16 protein-coding genes are annotated in these 20,464 nt (G+C 47.8%); 7 read left to right on the plus strand and 9 right to left on the minus strand.

The features are described 5' to 3' along the window. The first annotated feature begins 59 nt into the window (after positions 1–59). Positions 60–1,310, plus strand: a complete 1,251-nt coding sequence (locus JJU34_RS06750) for an ABC transporter permease (RefSeq protein ID WP_228691572.1) — start codon at positions 60–62, stop codon at positions 1,308–1,310. Between the two features lie 193 nt (positions 1,311–1,503). Here the strand turns inward: JJU34_RS06750 and JJU34_RS06755 are convergent, their stop codons facing one another. The 4 genes from JJU34_RS06755 to JJU34_RS06770 all read right to left on the minus strand — a co-directional run bounded on the left by JJU34_RS06755 (position 1,504) and on the right by JJU34_RS06770 (position 3,915). Next, positions 1,504–1,974, minus strand: coding sequence for a hypothetical protein (locus tag JJU34_RS06755; protein ID WP_228691573.1), 471 nt, complete (start codon positions 1,972–1,974; stop codon positions 1,504–1,506). 13 nt (positions 1,975–1,987) lie between these two features. Further along, entirely contained in the window at positions 1,988–3,103 is a 1,116-nt protein-coding gene (locus JJU34_RS06760; protein ID WP_228691574.1) for a lipase family protein, read from the minus strand. Between the two features lie 6 nt (positions 3,104–3,109). Next, complete coding sequence (locus JJU34_RS06765) at positions 3,110–3,394, minus strand: GNAT family N-acetyltransferase (protein ID WP_228691575.1); 285 nt, start codon at positions 3,392–3,394, stop codon at positions 3,110–3,112. Positions 3,395–3,498: 104 nt separating this feature from the next. Beyond that, positions 3,499–3,915 carry a hypothetical protein gene (locus tag JJU34_RS06770; RefSeq protein ID WP_228691576.1) on the minus strand — a complete coding sequence of 139 codons (417 nt, stop codon included), beginning with the start codon at positions 3,913–3,915 and terminating at the stop codon, positions 3,499–3,501. 166 nt (positions 3,916–4,081) lie between these two features. Here JJU34_RS06770 and JJU34_RS06775 point away from each other — a divergent pair, with 166 nt between their 5' ends. The 4 genes from JJU34_RS06775 (at position 4,082) to JJU34_RS06790 (ending at position 9,532) form a co-directional block, all read left to right on the plus strand. After that, positions 4,082–5,350 carry a dipeptidase gene (locus tag JJU34_RS06775; protein WP_228691577.1) on the plus strand — a complete coding sequence of 423 codons (1,269 nt, stop codon included), beginning with the start codon at positions 4,082–4,084 and terminating at the stop codon, positions 5,348–5,350. 421 nt (positions 5,351–5,771) lie between these two features. Continuing rightward, positions 5,772–6,755, plus strand: coding sequence for a glycosyltransferase family 2 protein (locus JJU34_RS06780; RefSeq protein WP_228691578.1), 984 nt, complete (start codon positions 5,772–5,774; stop codon positions 6,753–6,755). Between the two features lie 15 nt (positions 6,756–6,770). Continuing rightward, positions 6,771–8,591 carry an ABC transporter ATP-binding protein gene (locus JJU34_RS06785; RefSeq protein WP_228691579.1) on the plus strand — a complete coding sequence of 607 codons (1,821 nt, stop codon included), beginning with the start codon at positions 6,771–6,773 and terminating at the stop codon, positions 8,589–8,591. Then, complete coding sequence (locus JJU34_RS06790) at positions 8,588–9,532, plus strand: glycosyltransferase (protein WP_228691580.1); 945 nt, start codon at positions 8,588–8,590, stop codon at positions 9,530–9,532. The genes JJU34_RS06785 and JJU34_RS06790 overlap by 4 nt, the downstream gene beginning before the upstream one ends. Here JJU34_RS06790 and JJU34_RS06795 read toward each other — a convergent pair. Continuing rightward, positions 9,519–10,406, minus strand: coding sequence for a glycosyltransferase (locus JJU34_RS06795; protein ID WP_228691581.1), 888 nt, complete (start codon positions 10,404–10,406; stop codon positions 9,519–9,521). The two genes, JJU34_RS06790 and JJU34_RS06795, sit on opposite strands and share 14 nt — an antisense overlap. 169 nt (positions 10,407–10,575) lie before the next feature. On the opposite strand from JJU34_RS06795, the gene JJU34_RS06800 reads away from it, so the two are divergent. Together JJU34_RS06800 and glsA are read left to right on the plus strand one after the other, a co-directional pair. Then, complete coding sequence (locus tag JJU34_RS06800) at positions 10,576–11,829, plus strand: DcaP family trimeric outer membrane transporter (RefSeq protein WP_228691582.1); 1,254 nt, start codon at positions 10,576–10,578, stop codon at positions 11,827–11,829. A 5-nt stretch (positions 11,830–11,834) separates the two neighbouring features. Next, on the plus strand, positions 11,835–12,839 hold the full coding sequence (gene glsA / locus JJU34_RS06805; protein WP_228691583.1) for a glutaminase A: 1,005 nt from the start codon (positions 11,835–11,837) through the stop codon (positions 12,837–12,839). 827 nt (positions 12,840–13,666) lie between these two features. Here glsA and JJU34_RS06810 read toward each other — a convergent pair. From JJU34_RS06810 to JJU34_RS06825, 4 genes are all read right to left on the minus strand, one after another. Beyond that, positions 13,667–15,388, minus strand: coding sequence for a hypothetical protein (locus tag JJU34_RS06810; RefSeq protein WP_228691584.1), 1,722 nt, complete (start codon positions 15,386–15,388; stop codon positions 13,667–13,669). Positions 15,389–15,541: 153 nt separating this feature from the next. Further along, positions 15,542–16,771, minus strand: coding sequence for an aminotransferase class V-fold PLP-dependent enzyme (locus tag JJU34_RS06815; RefSeq protein ID WP_228691585.1), 1,230 nt, complete (start codon positions 16,769–16,771; stop codon positions 15,542–15,544). Between the two features lie 102 nt (positions 16,772–16,873). Further along, positions 16,874–18,412, minus strand: a complete 1,539-nt coding sequence (locus tag JJU34_RS06820) for an arylsulfatase (protein ID WP_228691586.1) — start codon at positions 18,410–18,412, stop codon at positions 16,874–16,876. Positions 18,413–18,524: 112 nt separating this feature from the next. Next, entirely contained in the window at positions 18,525–20,408 is a 1,884-nt protein-coding gene (locus JJU34_RS06825; protein WP_228691587.1) for a GTP-binding protein, read from the minus strand. Between the last annotated feature and the right edge of the window lie 56 nt (positions 20,409–20,464).

Here is a 20,464-nt window from a genome sequence, read left to right on the forward strand (position 1 = left end):
CAAGAATATTGCCTAATTGTATCTATCTTGCCAAATAGTTTTATCTCAACCCGTTAAGAGTGATGTTACTTCGACTAATCTGGGAGAGCTTTCGCTTTGCCATGCAGGCGCTTAAATCAAACCTCACCCGAACCGTGCTGTCTTTACTCGGCGTTACGGTCGGGATTTTTGCGATCATCGCCGTTTTTACCCTGGTAGATTCCTTGGAAAACAACATCAAAAACAGCCTGTCATTTCTGGGTAACAACATCATACGGGTAGACCGCTTCCCTTTCTCCTCGGGACCCCAGGAGTATCCTTGGTGGAAGTATTTCCGCCGTCCCCCCGGAACCTATGCCGAGTATCAGTTTCTCAGCGAACGCCTAAAAAACGCGGAGGCAGTGACCATCTTTGCCGAAGCAAGGACTACCGCCAAGCAAGGAAGTAACGCGTATGAGCGCTGCAATTTGCAAGGAGTGGTTTTTACCCACAAAGACGTGTACGATATTCCTATCGGTGAGGGAAGGTTTTTTACCGAACTGGAAATAAACGCAGCACGAAATGTAGCCATAGTCGGCGTCAAGATCGCGAGGGCTTTGTTTCCCGAACAGCGCAGCGCCTTGGGCCGGGAATTCAAAGTAAAAGGATTGAAATTCACCGTGATCGGGTTGTTTGAAGAGGAAGGCGAGGGACTGTTTGACGCTCCATCCAAAGACGAGGGCATTCTGATTCCATTTGGCGCTTTTTCAAAACTTTACAATGTGGGCCGCTATGGATTAGAACCCGTGATCGCAGCCAAGGGCATGGATGATGACCTGGAGCTGGTTGCCCTTGAAAATGAAATGGCTGGGCTGTTGCGGGCAAAAAGGGGCCTCAAACCAACCGAAGAAGACAACTTTGCACTCAATAAGTCAGAATTTATCCAAAACGCTATTGGAGCCATCTTTTCGGTCATCTCTGCTGCCGGCTGGGTAATTGGAGGGTTCTCCATCCTGATCGGTGGGTTTGGCATCGCCAATATCATGTTCGTTTCCGTGAAGGAACGTACCAACATCATCGGAATCCAAAAATCCCTTGGAGCAAAGAATTACTTCATTCTTTTGCAGTTTTTATTTGAGGCCGTGTTCCTTAGCCTAATAGGTGGCTTGGCTGGTCTGGGCATCGTCTACGCGGCTACATTTGTGGATCTGGGCAGCTTGGAGCTTGTTTTAAGTTTAAAAAATATCCTGTTGGGACTGGGACTTTCCTCGGTAATCGGTATTCTTTCCGGTATCGTCCCAGCCACGATTGCCGCGGGTTTGGATCCCGTAGAAGCAATCCGATCTGCTTAACGCAAAGGAAATCGATGAAAAATCTGTCCTGAGTTATCCTCAGGAAGCCATTCAATTGGAAAAAGAAGGTAAACGCTGGACACCGGAGAAATCGGAGGATACCCAACTACCCGAAGTGGTCGCCTGTGCTTTAAAAGTGGATTTGGCGCTTCGGGAAAGCATTGAGAGCCTCATCCCGAACAAACTATCCACTTTAAAACGAGGCTTCTGAACAGACTACGGGTGTAAAGGATAGCCCTTCCGAAAAATCGATTGAAGCTGGATCTGTAAAAAACGCGCGGTTATCCTCCACCTCGACGGTTCCGAATCCCTCTACCCAACCATCCCCTCTCACCCGAAACACCACCTCTCGCGTAGAGGTCTGTCCTTCCGATGCAAACGTATAAACCGCGGTGATGCGATCACCAGAGAGTTTTCCGAGCATCGTACCTCTATTTTCATCTTTCCCTTCCAGGGCATATCGTAACCTACCCTGCACCACGTCCCCTGTAAACTGAACTTCCAAAAACGCCTTGCTCACCCCGGATTCATATACAAAACATCCCTGAGGCTGGTAGGGCTCGGTATAGGTAACCACTTCCTCGGTCTGCATGCGGTTAGACCCACATCCAGAAGAAACCAATAAAAAACATCCAACAAGTAGGTACAAAGTAGCTTTTTCCATGATCCATTTTATGTTAATACGTAGGCAATTGCAGCGTCAATCGCAAGTAGGGCTGGTGGAGATGGTGTAAAAAGGGATGCTTAGGGTCATCCGGGTATTCCCTGACATACGCGTCGTCAGGAAGGAGCACAATGGTCTCGCCTGTTCGAACGTAATGATTGCTCATGTAATAGTCTGGAATCTCAAACTCCGGCAGTTGCTTGGTCACGGCTTTCGACGCAAAGGTTCCAAGGTATTTTCTGTAATTTTTCCGGGCCTTTTTTGCAGGTTTATCCAATTGATTATAGACTCGGCGAAGTGCGATATTCTTTGGAAACCGCTGCTCGTCAATTGCCTGCTTCGCATTCGCAAAGGGATTTACCGCATTAAAATCGTCGGTGGTCTGAATGGACATGGGCACCTCCGGCACCCAGTCTTTTGCATTGACCACATTGTAAGCCCAGCCCTTATAGCGAGGATCCTCGTAGGAATAGGCAAAATAAAGATTGCCTGGCTTTGGTGCCGCACTGCAATAGGTCTTAAACCGCATATCTTCAGAAAGCTTACCGGCTGCCTGAAGATCTCTCAGATGGGCGGTTAGCAGATAGGCAATTCCTCCCCCCTGACTATGTCCTACGATTAAAAAATCTTTGATACCATTTCTATGTGCTTCAGCAATCTTAGGCTCCATGTCCCGATACAAATAGGCCATGCCAATCAGCCAACCCACATGGATGGCGGCCTTGGGATTTGGTGAAAGGGCATAGGAAAACTTGAATTCCCTTTCCAATTGAAGTTCCCCCTGTGCTGGAACCATGGCAGCATAGAGGTTTTCAAGCCAACTGACCGCGTTGATTGTGGTACCACGTAGGCTGATAAGTGCGATGGGGTCATCCTTGTGCTCCCACATCTCCCAGACATTGTCCAACCCGACGGTACCGGATCGGTATGATTTCGAAAATGCCTCCGGAGGAGGTATCTTCGAAGTGTAGGTAGAATCCTCCACTATGTAGGCGGACACCTTTAACGCCTCCAGGTATTCCGATGGATCAAAACCTGGCCGGAGCTGTTGCGCCGAAAGCCATCCTGGAAAGAGCGCGCAGCCCATTAAAAGGTACCAGATAGTCTGACTTGCTTTGGTTTGTCTCATCCGTTCCTACCGTTTTAACACATCTCCCAATTCGGGATTTCGCTCAAACACTGACTTGGCAAAAGGGCACAGAGGCATTATTTGAAGATCATTTTCCCGAGCCCATGACACTGCGGCCAATACCAGCTTCTTTCCAGCGCCGGTTCCACGTAACACATCACCTACTTCGGTGTGATCGATGATGATCAACTTCTCCCCGGCACGGCTATAGGTCATCTCACCCACGACCTGTTGATCTTGCTCAATGAAAAAACTTCCTTTGCTGTTTTTTTCCTGATGCTGGATATCCATAGTATAGGTTTGTAAAGTTTCTTATGCTCCTCTCCGAAGAACGAAAAGCCAAATTGATTCAATATCAAGCTCTTCCGGGATGAAGGCCCAGCCACTGGCTTGACTTAATTAGTTTCCTGTTGCTCCTTCTCCCGTTGCTGTATAATCAGCTCCTGCCCGAAAGTCAATTTCTTTGCAGTGGGTGAACCGGGAGCTACCGCGCGCCAAAAGGGGGTAACGTCCTCAAGCGACTTCCCCGCAAGTAGTTCTTCGTAAGTTGCCTCTGCTACAATGCGCAGAAAAATACCCGTAGTCACCGGACAGGTATACTCGGCCCCGTGCGCCAAGGCCAAATCCTTGCGAATGGTCGCGGTATCCACAAAGGTCCCTGGAGGTATTTCCCGAATATACGCATCGACCAACCGTGGCGTAGCGATCAGCATCAGGCTTTTTTCCGGAATATCCGCAAATGCCTTGTCCGTCCGTTTGATCTCGGGCTGTTTCTCTACCCGAAATTTTTCGATCCAAGTCTTTCTTGCCATGATTTATTTCTATTCGTACTAAAGGCAAGTTACGTAAATCCTTCCAACAAATTATACAACCACAAAGATTCAATCCACTAATCTGCGTAGCTTTTTTGGCAAACGTTTATTTATTAAAGATTTCATCTTGTAAATTAGCGGCTTCAACCAATATACACTTCATACCATGAAAAACCAACAACCACTGACAGCCAAATGGGGAAAGCCCTTGGTTACCGGACTACTGATATCGGCAGCCGCAGCCAGCTTTTCCTGTGAAAAAGAACCCGATTTGATGGAAATCGCCGATCGCATCCATAGCCGGGTATTGAAAATTGACACCCATGCAGACACGCCTCTTCAGATGGCCCGTCCGGGGTTTGATATTCGTGAGGAGCATGATCCTTGGACAACTGGCAGCCAAGTGGATATCCCACGCATGGAAAAGGGGGAATTGAATGGCCTGTTTATGGTCGCCTATTTGGGACAGGGCCCTAGGGACAGCGCCTCCCATGTGGCTGCGGACGAAAAAATGACCGAGTATTTTGAGCTGATCCACCAAACCGTCGCTGACAATGGGGATAAACTGGCATTTGCCCAGGAGCCAAAAGACCTGAAAGCCATCGCAGACGCTGGTAAGATTGCCATTTTTATTGGCATGGAAAACGGCTATCCACTGGGAACAGACATTAGCAAAGTGCGGAAATTCTACGACTTAGGCGCCCGGTACATCACGCTTAGCCACGGTGGCAACAACGAGATTTGTGATTCTTCCACCGACCCGAACGGCCCCGAACATGGAGGACTGAGTGAATTTGGCAAGGAAGTAGTTAAGGAAATGAACCGCCTGGGGATGATGATCGATGTATCCCATATCTCCGATGACGCGTTTTTTGACGTATTGGAAATCAGCACCGCACCCATCGTGGCCACCCACTCCTCTGCCAGGGCATTGTGTGACCACCCCCGCAACCTGACGGACGATATGATTGTGAAGCTCGCTAAAAACGGTGGGGTAATACAGGTGAATGCACTCAGCTCCTACGTAAAAACCCCGGAACCCAACCCTGCTAGAGAGTCCGATATGGCTGCGCTACGGGAGTCATTTGGCCCCATGCAAGAACTCACCGACGAACGTCGGGACGAATACCGGGCAGAGATGATGAAGATCCGTGAAAAATACAAAGCAGATCTCGCCACCGTAGCAGACTACGTAGATCATATCGACCATATCGTGAACCTGGTGGGCATCGAACACGTAGGCATCGGTATGGACCTGGATGGTGGAGGAGGGCTTGCCGATTGTTATGATATCAGCGAGATCAAAAACATCACGATCGAATTGGTAAAACGCGGCTATTCCGAGGAAGCCATCGAAAAAATCTGGAGCGGGAACTTCATGCGGGTATTTGAAGAAATCATGCAGTCCGGCAGCACGTCGGTACGGCCGCTCTAAGGCAACCCACATGTATAAATCAAGAAAGCCTTCCCTGTGCGATACGGGAAGGCTTTTTTTTTGATGCTTGGAGACCCTTCCTGATCAATTCCAGTCCGAACAAACTCCAGCTATTTTCTTTTTTGCAATTGCGTAGGTCTATACCACCTTAAATTGGTAACCTTATCCGGCTGAGGGAGCTCCTTGCACAGAAATAAACGCTATCTCATCTTCTGGCACTCCTTTTGACTCCATTGATACACGTGAATAACGGAAAAAACCTTTCCGACCCAAAATATCCCCGCATGACTCCCACCTGACGCATGTACCCCTTGGATAAGGATATGCGATGACCCGCGAAAATAGTTCACGTTACTTGTAGCGTTTGCGCGGTCAGCTACGTCTCGGGAGAAACCAACATTATTTGCTAACCAATTTTGTGATGAAGAAGTCTATTTCTGTCATTATCCCCAATTTTAATGGGAGAGCCTTGCTGCAAGAATACCTGCCTTTTACCATAAATGCGATGGAAAATGCCGACACCCCCTACGAAATCATCGTGGTGGACGATGCATCCACCGATGACTCCGTGGATTTCCTACGCGCCCAGTACCCCTGGATTATCGTGGTGCAAAACGAAAAAAACAGCGGGTTTTCCCACTCCTGCAACCAAGGCCTGCATGCTGCCCGGCATGAGTTGGTGTTTTTTCTCAATTCGGATGTAAAGCTTACACCGGACTATTTCACGCATCAGTGGAAGTACTTCGAGCAGGGAGACACCTTTGGCGTAATGGGAAAAATCCTGGAAATGGACTCCCAAAAGATCGAGGTCGCTGCCCGCTCGCTCAAAAACGTCGGCTTGAAATTCAAGACCAATAAGCTTTTTTACCAGCGGGGAGGAAATGGACAAACGCCCACCGCCTTTCTTTCGGGCGCGAATGCACTAATTGACGCAGAGAAAATGCGGACCTTGGGAGGATTTGACGAAATATTCTCTCCCTACTATAGCGAAGACCTGGACCTTGGATTAAGGGCCTGGCGTCTGGGATGGAAGTGCTACTACGAGCACCAATCCACCTGCTACCACAGAGGATCCTTTACCACCAAAACCCAGTGTCTCAAAAAGCAGGTGAAACAGATCTATTTCCGGAACCGATTCATGGTCCACGCCATCCATCTGGAAACCCATATGCTTCCGTTTTGGTTTGTGCAGGTAGTCCTGCTGGAGTTGCTTCCTAAACTGTTGATGGGGCAGTTTTGGTACCTAAAGAGCTACATGTCCTTTATCGGCCAATTGGACGCCATCTATTCTTCCAAGGAAAAATTTAGCCATTTGATGAAGGCCCGTAACCGCCAAATGTCTATTTTTGACCTTCAAAAACAAGTAAAAAAGAACCTACCGAAGAAGAAATTGGTATGGTTATAACCGCAGGTAGTTATCATGCACACCTATTTTAGGCTACTTTCCTTCGCTAAACCGATCGAAAAATATGCCATCCCCTATTTGATCATGACCCTGCTGGCGGTGGTGTTCAATACGCTTAACCTTGCCCTACTGGCACCCCTGTTAAACACCCTATTCAAGGAGGGCGGAAGCGTGGTGGCGAAAAAACCCGAATCCCTGACGGACATTATGGGCTATTTCGACTATTATACCTACTACATCCACCATGAGTTTGGCTCCTTTCGTGCACTTCAGGTGGTCTGCCTAGTGATCGTGATCTCGGTATTCCTGAGTAATTTTTTCCGCTATTTTTCGCAGCGGGTGATGGAAAATCTCCGAATACACACCCTACTCAACCTCCGCAAGCGGGTATTTGACAACGTCATGGACCTGCAAGTGGAGTACTTCAACAATCAGCGTAAGGGAAATATCATCTCCAAAATCTCTTCCGACGTGCAAGTAGTGCAGTTTAGCGTTACCAGCACCTTGCAGGTCTTATTTAAGGAACCCCTTCAGCTCCTTGCCTACCTCTTTATCCTGTTTGCGATTTCGATGAAGCTGACTCTATTTGCCATGCTGGTGATTCCGGTCTCGGGGTTTATCATCTCCCGGATCGTCAAACGGCTGAAGGAACAGGCCACCGATGCACAGCAGCGCTACGGGATGATGATCAGCCTACTGGACGAAGCCCTATCCGGTATCAAGATTATCAAAGCATTCAATGCCACCGAGCGGATCAAGGAAAAGTTTCACAACGAAAACGTAGCCTATTCCAACCTGGGCCGTAAAATGGCCTACCGACAGCAACTAGCTTCTCCTGTATCTGAAACCCTGGGCGTGACCATGGTGGCCATTATCGTACTCTACGGTGGTTCTCTGGTAATGACCAATCAATCCGATCTGTCGGCAGCGGAATTTATCACCTATATCGCCATTTTTTCGCAGATCATGCGGCCAGCGAAAGCGATCACGGAATCCTTCAGCACCATCCATTCGGGCATTGCCGCCGGGGAGCGCGTGCTGCAACTGATTGATGAAAAACCGACCATTAACGACGATGCCCAAGCGGTTATTCTAGAAAGGTTTACCAAAAACATCCAATTACAGAGCGTGGGGTTTCATTACGGTGACAAAGCAATCTTAAAAAACATCAACCTGACGGTTCCAAAAGGAAAAACTGTTGCCTTGGTGGGGCCATCTGGAGGAGGAAAATCCACCCTGATGGACCTTATCCCCCGTTTCTTGGAAGTCACAGAGGGCATAATCACGATCGATGATATTCCCATCAGGAAAATAAATACACACTCCCTTCGCTCCCACATTGGTATCGTCAATCAGGAATCCATCCTGTTCAATGACAGCATCCGCAATAATATCGCCTTTGGCAAGCCGGATGCGAGCATGGAGGATATCATTCATGCCGCCAAAATCGCCAACGCCCACGAGTTTGTGACCAAAACCCCCAATGGATACGACACCAATATGGGTGATCGAGGCGTCAAATTATCGGGTGGACAAAAACAACGGATATGCATTGCACGTGCGGTTCTGCAAAACCCCTCCATTCTCCTACTCGACGAAGCAACCTCCGCATTGGATACCGCCTCCGAAAAACTGGTGCAAGAGGCCTTGAACAACTTGATGAAAAACCGGACCACCCTGGTCATCGCTCACCGCCTTTCTACCATCCAAAATGCCGATTGGATCGTGGTATTGGATGAGGGAAAGATCGTAGAAGAAGGCACCCATGCGGAGTTATTGTTCAAAGAGGGGCTCTATGCCCGATTGATCGACATGCAGCAATTTGCCCAGTCATGAGTGAGCAAACCCCGCTGGTTTCCATAGCGATTTGTACCTACAACGGTAAAAAATACTTAGCGGAACAGTTGGAATCCCTGCTGCATCAATCCTACGCGCCGTTGGAAATCGTATTGGTAGATGATCGGTCCACGGACGGTACCTGGGAATTGGCCAACCACTATGCCGAACGATTTCCCCAGCTTCGGGCGCTTCAAAATTCAGAAAACCTAGGGTACCAAAAGAACTTTGAAAAGGCACTTGGGCTTTGCCGTGGCACCTTTGTCTGTGCATCCGATCAGGACGATATCTGGGAGCTCACCAAGGTGGCAAAGTTAGTGTCTCAAATAGGTGAGAACTTGCTGATCTATCACGACTCGGAGTTTGTCGATGCGGATGGCCAAAGCCTGGGAAGATATATGTCGGACGAGTTTACCATGGTCTCAGGATCCAACCCCTACGCGTTTCTTTTCTTCAATTGCGTGTCTGGGCATGCCCTGATGGTGCGAAGGTCCCTGCTAGAATCCGTTTTACCCTTTCCCTCGCTGGGGGTGTACGACCATTACCTCGCCTTTATGGCGAGCACACAAGGGCAAATCGCCTATGTCCCCGAACCGCTGGTGAAGCATAGACGCCACGAGGAGAACGCCACGGACGTATTGGGATCCCGAAAACCAAAAAGCCGGTACAAAATCACCCAAACGAGGATGCAACGGGAAAACGAATGGCTACGCCTCTGTGCTGCCATGTCTGGTCACGAAGCGTCCCACTTGGCCAATTGCCTTTGGAACGCCGCAAAAAACCGCACACACAACCTGGTGAACCCGCGCTTCGGATACCTGGTATGGAAGCACCAAGGCAGGTTGGTACAAATACCCAAAAAGAAATCCTACCATGGTTTTGGCTTTGTGTTTCGCCAAATCTGGGGATTGAAAGCCAAGTCGCTGTTTAAGTTCTCCTAAATGACCCCAAATAGCCCTTTGCATAGCTATAATACATTTTCAGATAGGTCAGCTTATTCAACTGCATAAGCTCTCCCCGATGCAGCACCTTCCAGGCAAGACCATAGGCCCCATTCTCCTTAAGAATTCGGATAATGTGGCGGTAGGTTCGCTTCTCGCAATTGATGCGTTCTCGCTTGGTGATGGGCACCACCGTTTTGGGCAATTTATGGGCCCATTTTTCGTGTACCTTCCAGGAATTGGCGACCCACTCCGCATCGAGACTGCCTTCGGAAAAATGTTCCAAACGGATATCCAAGAGCACCGCAACCTGGTATTTCTCCCCGATCGCCAGCGAAATATCGATATCATACCCGTGGAACCCCCGGAGTACCTGTTCGTCAAAGGGTATTTCAAGGATTACGGATTTGCGGCTGGCCAAAAACACCCCATCCACAACCACCACCTGTGCCAGGGATTCCCCTTCGGTGTTGAAGTATTGATGGATAGGTTCACGCTGTTCGCGCTTAAAATGCTGCACCAGATTGATCTTGACAAACCGCTCTCGCAAGCCCTCTGCTCCCCAACCCGACATGATTCTTGGCTTATGGGCTGCCCCGGCAATCCCCACCAAACCGATTTCGGGTCTGCGCAGTGCCTCCACGAGCTTGGCGCCCCAGTTTGACGTGGCGAATTTCACGTCCTCGTGCACAAAGCACAGGTAATCGTATTTGGACCTGGCAGCACCCCGGTTATACACCTCGCAGATACCCTTGGGATTGAAACGGTTATCGATGGCCACGATCTCATACGGGATTCCTACGGTTTCGTCGATGTTTCGGCTTACCTCAGAAAGGAGATCCGGGTTTGCCGAACAAATGATGATACTCAACATAAAAAAGGTAGTTAATACAGTTGGTTTTGCTTTCAGGACGTACTTGCGTCCCTTTTTGTCTTAAAGAGGGCAAAAAATATTCCAGAAAACCCTCAAACATTTTAATCAGGTATAGGTTAATCCCTCATATAGATTTAACATTTTAAGAACTTTTAAAATTTATATCATCATGAAAATTTCTTCTACAGGGATAATTGCTGTATTGTTGTCCATAATCTTCATTTTTCCTGCTAAAAGCCAAAACAAACCACCCATAGACGTTGAATTTACGGGAATGTTTTGGTTCATAACTACCTATAATTTTCAATCATCAGATCCCAATTGGGCGGAAATGTTAAGACCAACGCGAGTATTGGATGATTCAGGCAGGCCGTTTGCAGACAATGGATTATTTTCTATTAGTGTAAGACCTTCTAGGGTTGGCTTTAACACGCGGCAGGCAACCACAAAGGGGGATTTAATTACGCGTTTTGAGTTGGATCTAGTAGGTGGAGGAAGTAATGCAGGAGAAACATTTTTTCGGGTTTTTAATGCCTATGCAGAATGGAACAGATGGACATTTGGAAAAAGAAACTCCGTTTTTATGGATGGGAGTGTGGTACCAAATACGGTTGAATTTTTCGGACCAAATGGAATGGTTCTATTAAGAAATATTCAGGTGAGTTACAAAGTCGTAGACTCCCAGAAATCTCAAGTTCAAATAGGGTTGGAAAATCCTTCCGCCAGTTCAGATTTGGGTCCCTTCCGTGAAGACTTCACATTTCGGGAAAAACTCTCCGACATAGTGTTTACCAACAAACTACCCGCATTGACGTTCCACTACAGAAGAAATTTCGAGCATGGTCATTTTCAGGCTGGATGGGTTACAAAGTACATTTCATGGTTTGATAGAGGCAGTACACCTGCGAGCGATTTTTCGGGTGAAACTTGGGGCTATGGGACCAATATATCAGGAAGCATCAACCCGACTGGTAAAATAAGACTTTTGGGTTCCGTCGTTACAGGCAGGGGAATTCAAAACTTTTTGAATGACGGTACGGCCGATGTAGGGGTAAAGGCAAACCCAACAAATGTAATCACTCCCGTCAACGGGGCTGCTATCCCCTTCTACGCTATTATGGCTGCAAGTGAAATTACGTTAGCAGAAACACTGAGCTCAACAGTTGCTTTTTCACGAGTTGTAAACCAAACCTTTGAATCGCAACTAAGTACATCCTTTCAGAGTGGCAGCTACTTGACTGTTGGGCTTATTCATAGGCCTATTCCGGGAATATCCTTTGGACTTGAATATCAACATGCCAACCGACAGAATGCAAATTTTGCCGGAGCACCGGAGTTTGAATTACCAGCAGCTCAGGGAAACTTCTTTGCTATCAATAAAATACAAGCAAATTTCGTGTATCGTTTCTCTAAATCTAATTAACCGTTATGAACATTCAAAAAACACTTGCTATCGCAGTTTTTTGGGTAATCAGCTTTTCTTCGATTGCCCAAAACCAACAAGAAATCCAACAAGTAGTGGAACAAGCTTACCGTGAGTTTAAAGACATACAAGAAGGGAAAAACGCGGATTACATCAAAGAACTGGCAAAAGTCGATTCCTCTATTTTCGGCATTGTCATGGTAGATACTGATGGAAACATTTACTCAGCGGGAGACCATTTTTCACAAGTATCGATTCAAAGTGTATCCAAAGCTTTTGTACTTTCACTTGTTTTGAATCAATCAGGTCCGGCTGTAATCAAAGAAAACGTAGGTGCCAATGCAACGGGATTTCCGTTCAATTCTATCATTGCCATGGAGATCAATAGAGAGTCGGGTATTAACTCCATGGTGAATGCAGGTGCCATCGCTACTACGAGCTTGGTAAATGGTGAGACAGCAAATGATAAATGGGAGGCTATTGTTAGCAAATTATCGGAATTTGCAGGACGAACGCTTGAGGTAGATGAACCGGTTTACATAAGTGAAGCAGGCGACAACCAACGAAACGTAGCGAAAGCACACCTTCTGAAAGCATATAATAAAATCTACTTTGATGCCGATCAATCAGTAGATATCTATACGAGGCAATGCGCACTCAGTGTACACGCTCGTGACCTGGCTACGATGGCAGCAACCTTGGCAAGCGGAGGAATCAACCCGATCACCAATAAACGTGTTGTCTCTGCTGAAGCAGTCTCCTACACACTACCGGTCATGGCTACGGCGGGGCTTTACGAAAACTCGGGAAAATGGTTGTACCAAACCGGGCTGCCTGGAAAAAGTGGTGTTGGCGGTGCATTGATAGCCGTTGTCCCTGGGAAATTCGGTATAGCAGTAGTTTCTCCTCCTTTAGATGAAGCTGGAAATTCCGTGAAGGGTCAGCTCGCTATCAACTACATTGTGGAAAAACTTAAGCTCAATCCTTACTTGGTAGCGTCAAATCCATAAATGCCGGGGTTTGACCTCCACTGACTTCTACACAGATTGAAATATCTCAACAAGTAAACATCAGGTTAGTCGAACTCATTCCCAGTAAGCAACCCTCATTTGGCTAGGAGCTAGAAAAACCTATGTCAAGAAAAAACAACTGGTTCAAAATGTACTAACATGAGAACCAAACCCTCTGCCACAATTAGAAAAAGGATGACCGTATAGTCATCCTTTTTTTGACAAACAATCCATTTCTCTAACGCTACACTCGAAATGAATAATCTGTTGTTCTAAAATACAAACTCTTGATAAACAATCTGGACTAAATGCGCTTTACGTGAATCAATTTCTTAATGTGTTTTAACCTAAACCATCTACAATTTGCCCCTCTTCATTCCCCATGCTCCTATTCCAAAGGAAAATGCGGCTGTTAGGTAAGCGTATAGTCCACTGGCAAAGAAGAGCACAAGTGCTACTACTCCAAGAAAAACCAGCATCAAATAAATCCACTTAAATGTAATCGAATTCACCCGCATAGTGATTACCTCCCTCCATAGGCCACACTCCCAGCAAACATAACACAAGATGAAGCAGCAACACCCATGCTCCACAGCATCCCATATCCTAAAATGCCACCAGATAAAACAGTGGCAGTTGTTGAAACAGCAAGCGCACCAATACCTAAGACACAAGCCATTCCGGAACCGACCTCATAAGGATTTACTCCTCCTTGGATTACTTTCGTTTGTTAACTCTTTAGTAACATTTAGGGTTTAAATACTATTACAAAGATATTTTTACTCACTGAAAAAAAATTTCAGTGGGCCAATTTTTTTTGGCACTCCCTACGTAATCAGCAGCCTTTCCCGAAACGGCGTCATACCGGTCAAATAGACTGTGGGTGAACCGGTACGGGGCAGCCCCCCGCGAATGTCTACCCACTGATGGGTATGGTGTCCGGGACCAAACGCGATGGTATCTTCGCCAGCCTTGTACGCTCCCATCCCGCTTTTTAGGAAATAAACACCTGGCAGAGAATCGTGTGCCTCCACCCCGCTGAAGGTCCCGCCCGGTCGGAAAATAAACTCCAAGGCAAAGGGAACCTGATCGGTCCCTCCAATTTCCACATCCAACGCAAAGCCCCCATCCACTTCACTGATGACAACCTGCGCATGGTATCGCTGAACCTCCGACTGCGGCCGTAACGCCCGCGGCATCTTTTCCCAGTCTCCGTCATTGGGAAGGTGCTCCACAGGAAGTGGTTGGGAATACGGACCTTCCAGGGAACTTTTAAGAATAAACGTACCCGCTCCCTCTTCGATGTGCTCACTTACAAACTGCCCTTTTCCAAAAAAGGCACTGGCAAATCGGATTCCCTGCAATACCGCCTCCTTCTTGTGAAAGTTAAAAAAGGCAGCGGAATTGGCCAGTATGGAGGCGTCGTAGTTACCCCTTCGAATACGGGCCAAGCCAGAATGGGTAAACAATTTTGAATAGGATACCGGCAAGGGTGTTGACCCGGGAAGCTCCTGCCACAGGGAAGGATCTTCCAGGAAATAATGAAGAAATCCGGTGACCTTTGAAAAGGCTGTTTGCTCGATCAACCTACAAGCGGCGGCAAATTGGGGGTTTTTATCCTGGATCGCCAAGTATCGGTAGGGGTAATAGTAATTTTCCAAAAACCCGACGATGGAATTATCCTGTCTTCCAGATGCCTCAGTCACGATCTCCCCGTTTGGGTGAATGTAGTAGAAGGTCATCGCTAGATTCTTCCGAACATAGTCCAGCAACTCCGGCATATCGAATCCCCTCGCGGTACTGATCAATACCCGGTTACTGAGAGACGAATAAATATAGCTGCTCCGTTCGTTGTATTGCCCATCCGAATCCAAATCGATGCGCTCGGCCAGCCATTGCTCGGCGCGCTTGCGGTAACCGGGTTCGGGACTAATTTTGTGCAGTTCTGCCAAAGCCGAACATACCACCCAGCGGTGGTTTGGTGTGTGTATCCCCCCTACCTTTAGTGCCTCACCGGCACGCTCCAGAAAGGTCCAAAGAGGCTTGGTGATCCGATCTGTATTAGGTACATCGCTTGCCGCTAGCAGCCGGTAACCCGGTGCCAACCATTTGACGATAAATCCTGTATCAGGCGTAGAGTGGAAGTTGGTAGTCACCAAATCGATGGTACCATCCGCATGCTGCAACTTCAGCAGCACCCCAACAGCTGCCCCAACAACCTCTATCAGTCGTTGATCCCCAAAATAGGCTGAGGGCTCGCTTATCAACGCGTTTAGCGCGGTCTTGATAAGCGAAGTAACCGAATGGGCAGTCACCATGCCCACTCCGTCCACCACCGAGCCAAACTGGGGCGATGATGGATCTGCCTCCGTTCGCTCCAAAATGGATTTCAGACTCTGATCGTTTTGCCTAATCAGTTGCACCACCCAATCGGGCATAGTGGGATTATCGCGCTTCCGCTCAAGCCCTTCATAGCTGAACATGGAAGGAATAAACGGGGCCATCACAGCCACCTTACTATTAGTTATCAAAAATTCTCTTCGCTTCATCGGGGTTATTTTTGGCTTCAATGGATAGGGCCAAAGATAAGGCATTCGCCGGGGCCGCCAAAAAAGAAATTCCTCAACATACGGGAATGCCTATCACGTCTTAGTTCAAGGATAGAATTGTAAACTCACCGCTACCAGCATCCGGTAAAAATGCTAGGATACCGCAGCTTGCAGCTCTTCCTTTAGGCGCTTGGCCACCACATTTTCTTCGCCTTGATTGAGGGTAAAAACCGCTACCCGTATATAATCTTCCCCTTCCCAGGATATTGTTTCGATGGAGGGTGTGCCCTTTCTCAATCGCTCACCCAATTGGGCACCGGTCAAAGCTACCCTGTTTTTATCCCACGATACCTTTAAGGTAGGGTTTTCATTGGCAATTTCCGGAACAAAGGTCTCCGACCTGAATCCCGGTACCCCCGAGATCTCGCCTGCTATAAAAGCTACCTTTCGCTCCCATTCCTTCCAATATGCCTGATGGTCCCGGTTGATGAAGGTTTCCAATGCCACTAACATACCGATGATTTCCTCTTTGTTTACTTTGTTGCCTCGACCTATATTACCACCTCTAGGCGGTGCATTGAGTCTTGCGGCAGCAATCAGGTCCTTTTTCCCCATCAAGATCCCAGCACTTTGGGGACCGCATAGGGCCTTTCCACCCGAAATGGCCACCAGATCAAAGCCCATATCGTTGTACTTCCAAAGGTTCTCTACCGGGGGCACATCTGCAGCGATGTCATTCATGGTGGGAATTCCATGTTTCCTGGCAATGGCTATCCACTCGGTGTGCTTGATCTGTCCTACCGGTGTCTCTCGGTTGAGGTACCACATCATGGCGGTGTTTTCGTTGATCGCCGCCTCCAACTCCTCCCGGGTTTCAATTAGAACGAGTTTGGCACCGGTATTTGTAAGGGCATGGTGGTAGCCATTGGCGTGGGATTTTTGAAGAATAATTTCAGACTTCATCCCAGTGCCCTCTAAAAACGGCAATTGTGCTACTTTTTTGGTATCTGTGCCCGTCAACACACCTGCGGTTCCCAGTACCAATGCCGACCAACAGCCCGCGGTGACCATTGCAGCTTCGGCGTGGCAGTGTTCGGCTATTTTGGCCCCTACCGCATCCTGTAGGTCTTCCAACATCACATAATGCTTAGATGCTTCTTGTATCGCCCCCATTACTTCGGGAGGCATTAGCGAAGCCGTCATGGAGGTGTAATTGCCGGCTGCATTGATAAAGGTGCGGAGTCCCATTTCATGGATCACGTTACGTGCGGGCAGGGCGGCCGGAGCAACGGAAGGCTTGCCAAACGCCCAATGGGAGCCAAACAAACCACCCATTAGTGGCAGGGCGGAAAGCCGTTTTAAGAGTTTTCTTCTGGTGATCATATAGCTTTAAAGATTCAGCGATGCATTGGGCTAAATCTACGAAAAAAAATCCCGGGAGATCCTCCAAAGATACCCACACGCAACCGTTCGTAACGGATTATGTCAATCATCCATCCACCCTAGCTGCTGCCAGACTTCCGGACCATCATTGGAAACCGGAATTCCCGAAGTACTTCTCCCCTTTCTGATCAGCTCGACCAGCTCCTTCTTCAACTGAACGACACGCTGAGGCTCTAGTGCGATCAAATTTTCCTGCTCTCCAGGGTCCTGATCCAATCGATACAACTGCATAGGTGGCAATCCCTCTAGTTCATTGGAGCGGGGTGCACTCCAGCCACCGGAACCTGGCCAAAGAATAAGCTTCCACGGTCCTTTTCGAATCGCAAAGCGGCCTTCAATGGAATGATGCACCACCGATGGACGTAGCTCCACCGACCCATTGGTCTGTAGTGCTGGCAAAAAACTAAAACTATCTTCTGCCGCATCATTCGGAAGTGAATAGCCTACCAGATCGGCCAACGTGGCCATCAGGTCTGTGGTACACAAGAGGGATTCAGACGCTCCGGAATTTGCAATGCCTGCCGGCCAATGTACGATAAAAGGAACCCGGTGTCCACCCTCGTAAATATCCGCTTTGTGGCCCCTGTAATTTCCGCTTGGGTTGTGACCAGCCCGAGCCAGTTCCGGGTAATTGGCACGTGGTGAACACCCGTTGTCACTGGTGAAGATCAGGATGGTATTTTCGAGCAGACCCCGTTCCTCCAACGCCTTGGTGATACGTCCCACCACATCGTCTACCTGGAGGACAAAGTCCCCATACATATTGGTATTGCTCTTTCCCATAAATTCGGTTAGAGGCAAAATCGGGGTGTGGGGCGCAGGTAGCGGAAAATACAGAAAAAAGGGCTCCTCAGAATGACTGTCTATATACGAAATGGCCTTGTCTGTCAAGTGACTCAGGGAAAGCGTGTGATCAAAATCTGCTCCCGTAGGCCCTTCTCGCCAAAAGCCTTTATCGTCCACATTGACCGTCACCCGGTTAGGCAAGGAGGTAACCCGGCCATTTTCCACGTAGACATAAGGCGGTATATCCAGTGAACTGCTGAAGCCATAAGAATAACCGAAGCCCAGTTCCTTCGGTCCGTTTAAAATGGGTTGGGTGTAATCCACCGAAAGATTGCGGTCCAGGTTGTCTAGTTGGTCATAGGACTCGGTAAATGCCCAGTCCCAGCCCAAATGCCATTTGCCCACGAAGGCGGTGTGGTACCCTGACTCTTGCAGCATGGAAGCGACGGTCAGCCGATCCGTGGGGATCAACGGTGCGGAGTACCCGCCCAAAACCCCACTCTTCAGGGTAGACCGCCAGTTATACCTCCCCGTTAAAATCCCATAACGGGTAGGTGTACATACAGCGGAACTGGTATGTGCATCGGTAAATTTGACACCGTTTTGGGCCAATCGATCAATGTGCGTTGTATACAGTTTTGAATCGGCGTTGTAGCTTGACACATCTCCAATGCCCATGTCATCGGCAAGGATGTAGACGATATTCGGCTGGCGCTCGGTCTGAGCGGAGGAATATACAGGTAGCGAAAAAAACAACATGCATAGCAAGGTACTGACAAGGCTCGTCCGATTCATGAGTTTGAGGTGATATGTAGAAGCTAGTATACTCACTTTTTTCCAATCCCCGAAAGAAAATTACAAAAAAAATACTATGCGACCCTTGCCGGAAAATTGAAAGACCAGTGAGCTACCAGGGCATATTATCGCCCTCCAGCCTGGTTAAAATATGGGTATTGGGAAGCGCATCCCGCAAAAATTTCAATTCTTCCTCTGCATAGGGATTGGCATTTATATGCAGTTCCCGAAGTGTTTCGGAAAGACTCCCCATTGTACGGGGAAATTTCGGGATGTAATTTCGGCCGAGATACAGGTTTTTCAGACTGTGCAAATCACCAATGGAGGCTGGTACTTCCGTTAGTTTATTCATACTTAGGTTAAGATCCGTCAGTTTCTTTAATTCTCCTATGCTATCCGGTATGCCCTTTAACCCTACGTGACTCACCCCAAGGGTTTCTAGCTTGCTCAATGAACCTATATCATCCGGCAAGAAGTCGAGATAACCGTGCAAGGCCAGGTTTCTTAATTTCACCATCTTAGTTACCGAAAAAGGTAGTTCAGAAAGTCTCAGGACCAAACGCAAATGGTATAATTCAGGAAAATCCCCAAAGCTCTCTGGTATGCTACTGAGGCCCGTCCCGTTGAGAATCCATAACTCTCTTAGGTCCCTTAGCAACGAAAAACTCTCGGGGAGTGTCCGATAATCGCCCCAAAGCCATAGGGTTTCCAGCTTGGTAAGCCTACCAAAATCTTGCGGCAAAACAGCCGGTTTTTCCGTTACTGTGAAAAAACAAAAGTCAAGGTTCGTCAAGTCGGAAAAAGAAGCGGGTATGCTCTTTGTCAAGATCGGACCACGAAAGGTCTTCAAATTCCGTAGATTACCGATAGACTCAGGCAGTTTATCGATATAATTCAGTTCAAAGCTTAGGTAGTCCAATTTGCTTAGGTTTCCAAAGCTCTCCGGCAAGCTAGTAAGCCCCGTGAACGTCATTTCCAAGTACCGCAGATTGGCTAGGTTTCCAAAACTCTCCGGAAGGGACGGTATGTTTAGATTGTTCATGTAAAGGGTATCCAGCTCTGTTAAATTACCAAAGTCATCGCCCAATTGGGTAATTCTGGTATGGCCAAGATCCAAGAACTGAAGTTTCGTATAAGTCGATATAACATGGGGAACGTTGGACAGACTGCTTCCGTTGAGATGAAGCTTGGTTAGATGCTTCAATGCTTTGAGCGCTGGAAACTGCACGCTATCCCCAAAAATCCAACCATAGGGATCGCTGTTCATATATAATTCTGTCACATCGCCAGACTCGTTTCGTCTATACGTTGAAGGTCGCCAGACTTTACCTAAGTCTTCCAATGCCTCTTCTTGTTGGTACTCCCCGGTTCTAATTGTTAGTGTTGTGGACGCGCTTTTACTTCCGTACCAAGTGGTCCAAGTAATCTTATAATCCGTGTTTTCATACCCGTTGAATAAAATAGCCTCAGATTGTTCGTCAGGCAGCACAACCCCTCCACTGGATATACGCCGAATATATTGATAGTTCCCCTCAATCGTCCATTTACCTCGGTCATAGGCTTTCCCATACAACCTACGCCGGGTCTGATAGAAGTAATGACTGTCATCCAGAATTTCAGCCTGTAAGGGAGCGAAATGCACTTTCACGGTGTCTGTGGTCAACAGGCCACCATTCCGAACATACCAAAGTAATTTGTATTCCTCTCCCGGAAGTCCATGAAAAACAGCCTTTGGGTGCGTCTCGTTGCTAAAAAAAACCTTATTGTCCACCAGTCCACTGTGAATAGCCCAGCGTCCTGCTTCATTTGCACGAAGGTCGTCCGCCGATAACGTAACACTAAAGTCAGTAACATCGAAAAAATCTGCCCCTCCATTGGTTGGTGGAGGGGAACCAACCGGCTCGATAGCGTCATCGGTCTCTTGGCAGCCGACCATCAACGAACTTAACAAAAATAACAGCCATAGCCGTCGTTTCACCAAAATAAACCTACTCATCTCTAAAGAAATCTATGAAAAAAAATCGACTCCGATTTTCGTAAGAAAGATAGCAA

It is taken from the genome of Lunatimonas sp. (assembly GCF_020832325.1).
Taxonomy (GTDB): domain Bacteria; phylum Bacteroidota; class Bacteroidia; order Cytophagales; family Cyclobacteriaceae; genus Lunatimonas.